The sequence below is a fragment of the Verminephrobacter aporrectodeae subsp. tuberculatae At4 genome (assembly GCF_000193225.1).
GTDB lineage: Bacteria > Pseudomonadota > Gammaproteobacteria > Burkholderiales > Burkholderiaceae_C > Acidovorax > Acidovorax aporrectodeae.
On record NZ_AFAL01000437.1, the window covers coordinates 1 to 4,663 of the forward strand.

A 4,663-nucleotide genomic window follows, 5' to 3' on the forward strand; every position below is an offset into this window, starting at 1 on the left:
CCAGAACGCCAGCGCCTTGTCATGCGACAGCGGCCACATGAAGCTCACCGATGCACCGCCCTGGACGCAGTCGATCAACAGCTCGGCCAGCGCCGGGGCGCTGGCCACCGCCTCGGCCGCGTCCAGCCGACGCACGGTGGTGGAAGAGGGGGCAAGGAGCATGGGTTTTCCTGAGAGCCTCGGGGGAGGCTGCAACTCTACCGGAACGACGATGCGTTCAGGGCGTGCGCAGACCCGGTTCAGCCAGCCAACTCGGCCCATCCCCTGAATCGATCCGCCCCGCTGCACGCGGGCTCCAGGATTATTCCGGCGTGATCCGGTACTGGCGAATCACGCCCGCCCAGCGCTCACTGTCCGCCTGCACCATGGCCGCAAACTGCGCCGGGGTTGCGGGGGCGGCGGGCTCCAGGCCCAGCTTGGCCAGGTGGGCCAGCACATCGGGTGCCTGCATGGCCTGGGCAAAGGCCCTGTGGACGCGCTCCACCAGCGCCGGCGCGGCGCCAGCGGGCAGGTACAGGCCAAACCAGGTCAGCGACGAATAGCCCGGCAGGCCCGACTCGGCCAAGGTGGGCAGTTCGGGCGCGAGTGCGCTGCGCTTCGGGCTGGTCACGGCCAACGCCCGCAGGCGGCCGCTCCTGACGTGCGGCATGCCGGTGGGCAGGGCGTCGAACAGCAGGTGCACCTGCCCGCTGACCAAGTCGGGGATGGCCAGCGCCGTGCCCTTGTAGGGCACATGCGTCATCTCCATTCCCGCCTGCGCAGCGAAGGCCGCACCGTTCAGATGCACGATGGTGCCGTTGCCACTGCTGGCGTAGTTGAGTTGGCCCGGATGGGCCTTGCCGTAGGCAATGAGCTCGGCCATGCTCTGAACCGGCAGCGAGGGAGTGACCAGCAGCACGCTGGGGGCGTCGGCCAAGTGGGCGACGGGGGTGAAATCCTGGCCCGCGTCGTAGGCCAGCCGCGGCACGAGGTGGGGGGATATCGCGTGCGTGCTGCTGGTCGTGAGCAGCAGCGTGTAGCCATCCGCACGCGCCCTGGCCGCCTCGGTGGCCCCCCGAGTGCCGCCAGCACCGGGGCGGTTTTCCACCACCATCTGCTGCCCCAGGTCCTGCGCCACGCGCTGCGTGATCACGCGCGCCACGAGGTCGGTGGCGCCGCTGGCAGGAAACGGAACGATCACCCGCACCGGGCGCTCGGGCCAGGCCGTTTGCGCCCAGGCCCCCGTCGCCCAGACTCCCGTCCCCCAGGCCATCAGCCAGGCCAGGCCGCGCAGACCAAGTCCCCAGGACGAACGACGCATATGAAACACTCCTTGGCCCAAACAAAACAAAAAACAACACCGGCAGCAACCGCGCAGGGATTATGAACGGCCTCCCGGGCTGCCCGCGAAGGGGCTCGGAACGGCACCCGGGACGCAGTTCGTCTTTGCAAATCGCTGCTTTGCACGTTACAATGCGCGCCTCACGACCAAACGGGCAGGCAGCAACTGCCCGCTTTTTTTGGTCGCATGCTTTTCGGAACTCGAAGCTGTCGGGGAGGAGTCTCCGGGGGCTATCGGGTTTTTTGTTTTTTCGGGATGGAAGCGAGCCAAGTGGCATTGCAGCGAGTCGTGGAACAAATTGTGACGGGCCTGGGGTACGACCTGGTGGAGATTGCACACTCCGCCGGCGGCTTGCTGCGCGTGACCATCGACTGGCCCTGGGTCGCACCGCGAGCGCAGGAGCCCGCCGCGCAGCGCTTCGTCACGCTCGAGGACTGCGAGAAGGTCACGCGCCAGCTGCAATTTGCGTTGCAGGTGGACGACGTTCCATACCAGCGCCTGGAGGTCTCGTCGCCCGGAATCGACCGCCCCCTGCGCCACGAACAGGATTTCGTGCGCTTCGCGGGCTCGGTCGTCGACATTCGCCTGAAGGCGCCCATCGGCGCCGCAGCGGCAGGGCAGGTGCACGCCGCGCGCAAGAAATTTCGCGGCCGGCTGGAGCCGACCGAAGCCGGGGGCTGGCGCATCGTCTGGAGCGACGAGCCGCCGCTCCCGCCAGGCCGAAGAGTCAGCAAAAAGCGCGTCCCCGCCCCTTTGCAGACGCTGGACTTCAGCTTGGACGAGGTGCGGGACGTGCGTCTCGCGCCCATCGTCGATTTCAAGGGGCGTGGTGGCGTGGCGCCAGCACCTGCGTAGCGCCCGCCTGAACCACGCAATGAAATCGGCGCAGGATGAATCGGGTGTGGTCGCTGCACCTTCCCGGATGATTGAATACAGGAGAGTCGTCGCATGAATCGCGAATTGTTGATGTTGGTCGAGGCCATTTCGCGCGAGAAGAACGTTGAGCACGATGTGGTCCTGGGCGCCGTGGAGGCGGCCCTGGCGCAGGCCACCAAGAGGCTCTACCAGGGCGAGGTGGACATTCGCGTGTCCGTCGATCGCGACAGCGGCAGCTACGAGACCTTTCGCCGCTGGCTCGTCGTTCCCGACGAGGCCGGCCTGCAGAACCCGGACGCCGAGGAACTGCTGATGGACGCCCGCGAGCGCATCCTGGACATCGAAGTCGGCGAATACATCGAGGAAGCGGTGGATTCCGTTCCCATCGGCCGCATCGGCGCCATGGCGGCCAAGCAGGTCATCTTGCAGAAGATCCGCGACGCGGAGCGCGAGATGCTGCTCAACGACTTCATGTCGCGCGGCGAGCGGATTTTCACGGGAACCGTCAAGCGCATGGACAAGGGCGACATCATCGTCGAGTCCGGCCGCGTGGAGGGCCGGCTGCGCCGCGCCGAGATGATCCCCAAGGAGAACCTGCGCAGCGGCGACCGCGTGCGCGCAATGATCATGGAGATGGACCTGAGCCTGCGCGGCGCGCCCATCATCCTGTCGCGCTCGGCCCCCGCGTTCATGACCGAGCTCTTCCGCCAGGAAGTGCCCGAGATCGAGCAGGGCCTGCTGGAGATCAAAAGCTGCGCGCGCGACCCGGGATCGCGCGCGAAGATTGCCGTGCTCTCGCACGACAAGCGCGTGGACCCCATCGGCACCTGCGTCGGCGTGCGCGGCACCCGCGTGAACGCCGTGACCAACGAGCTCGCCGGTGAGCGCGTGGACATCGTGCTGTGGTCCGACGACCCGGCGCAGTTCGTGATCGGCGCGCTGGCTCCGGCGAACGTCTCGTCCATCGTGGTGGACGAGGAGAAGCACGCCATGGACGTGGTGGTGGACGAGGAAAACCTGGCCATCGCGATTGGCCGCGGAGGGCAGAACGTGCGCCTGGCGTCCGATCTGACCGGCTGGAAGATCAACATCATGGACGCCGCCGAATCGGCGCAAAAGCACGCCAACGAGACCGGCACGGCGCGCAAACTGTTCATGGAAAAGCTCGACGTGGACGAGGAGATCGCCGACATCCTCATCGCCGAAGGTTTCAACAGCCTGGAAGAAGTCGCCTACGTGCCGCTGCAGGAAATGCTGGAAATCGAAGGCTTCGACGAGGACACCGTCAACGAATTGCGCGCCCGCGCCAAGGATGCCCTGCTCACGCAGGAGATCGCCCGCGAGGAAAGCGTGGAGGAGGTCTCGCAGGACCTGCGCGACCTGGGCGGACTCACCCCGGAATTGATTGCCAAGCTCGCAACCGGGGGGGTGCACACGCGCGACGACCTGGCCGATCTGGCCATAGACGAACTGACCGAACTGACCGGGCAGCCTGAGGAAGAGGCCAGAGCCTTGATCATGAAGGCACGCGAACACTGGTTCGCGGGGCAAGCGTAAAGGTCCGGGAGGCACGGCCGAATATGTCCAGCAATACTGTTTCCGAGTTCGCCACCGAACTCAAAAAATCGCCCGAAACCCTGCTCGACCAGCTCAAAGCTGCGGGCGTGGGCAAGGTGGCCCCCTCCGACACGGTGACCGAGTCGGACAAGCAAAAGCTGCTTGCCTACCTGCAGGCCAGCCATGGCACGGCCTCCGCAGACCGCAAGAAGATCACCCTGGTGAAAAAGTCCACGAGCGAAATCAAACAGGCCGACGCCACGGGCAAGGCGCGCACGATTCAGGTGGAAGTGCGCAAGAAGCGCACCTTCATCAAGCGCGACGACGGCCGCGAAGGCGTAGCCGAGCCCGAAGACGCGCCCGCCGCGGCGGTGGCGGCGCCAGAGCCATCCGCCGTCTCGAACGAGGACCTGGAACTGGCCCGGCGCGAGGAGGAAGCGCACCGCCAGGCCGCGCTGATCCGCCGCCAGGAGGCCGAGCTCGTGGAAAAACGCGCGCAGCGCGAGGCCCGCGAAAAGCGCGAGCGCGAAGCCGAAGAGCGCGCCGCCGCCTACGCGGCGCAAGCGGCAGAAAAGAAGGCCCAGGCGAGCGCCGTGAAGCAGGAAGCGACCCGCGAGCAGGCCACCGAAGCCGCCGCGCGGGCTGCTGCCCAGGCCGAGGCCCGCGAGAAGGCCGCAGCCCAATCCAAGGCGCGCTCCGACGAGGAAACCGCGCGCGCCGCCGATCTCGACGCGCGCCGCCGCCGGGCCGAGGCCGAGGCCGCGGCCATCCGCTCCATGCTGGCCACGCCCAAGAAGGCCGTCATGGTCGCGAAGAAGCCCGAGGAGCCCAAACCGGCGGCCAAACCCGTCGCCGCCGAGGCCAAGAAGGGCACGCTGCACAAGCCCGCCGGGGGGACGCCGCGCGCCG

At 67.4% G+C, this 4,663-nt stretch carries 4 protein-coding genes and 1 pseudogene; 3 read left to right on the top strand and 2 right to left on the bottom strand.

Annotated features, from left to right (window positions below):
• Positions 1–162 (bottom strand): annotated as a pseudogene (locus tag VTU_RS27315) (GNAT family N-acetyltransferase); the annotation flags it as partial.
• A 139-nt stretch (positions 163–301) separates the two neighbouring features.
• Positions 302–1,252: a Bug family tripartite tricarboxylate transporter substrate binding protein gene (locus tag VTU_RS0113985; protein WP_040892847.1), complete on the bottom strand. Its 951-nt coding sequence runs from the start codon at positions 1,250–1,252 to the stop codon at positions 302–304.
• A gap of 339 nt (positions 1,253–1,591) precedes the next feature.
• On the opposite strand from VTU_RS0113985, the gene rimP reads away from it, so the two are divergent.
• The 3 genes from rimP to VTU_RS27320 form a co-directional block, all read left to right on the top strand.
• Entirely contained in the window at positions 1,592–2,176 is a 585-nt protein-coding gene (gene rimP / locus VTU_RS0113990; protein ID WP_029554405.1) for a ribosome maturation factor RimP, read from the top strand.
• 93 nt (positions 2,177–2,269) lie between these two features.
• Positions 2,270–3,754 carry a transcription termination factor NusA gene (gene nusA / locus VTU_RS0113995; protein WP_010105166.1) on the top strand — a complete coding sequence of 495 codons (1,485 nt, stop codon included), beginning with the start codon at positions 2,270–2,272 and terminating at the stop codon, positions 3,752–3,754.
• Positions 3,755–3,777: 23 nt separating this feature from the next.
• Positions 3,778–4,663, top strand: an 886-nt coding sequence (locus VTU_RS27320) for a translation initiation factor IF-2 associated domain-containing protein (RefSeq protein ID WP_010105168.1), incomplete at its 3' end; no start/stop codon positions are given.

Bases quoted from the DNA above. Each gene is read 5' to 3' on its own strand.
- VTU_RS0113985 (WP_040892847.1), bottom strand. From the start codon at position 1,252: ATGGCCTGGGGGACGGGAGTCTGGGCGACGGGGGCCTGGGCGCAAACG.
- nusA (WP_010105166.1), top strand. From the start codon at position 2,270: ATGAATCGCGAATTGTTGATGTTGGTCGAGGCCATTTCGCGCGAGAAG.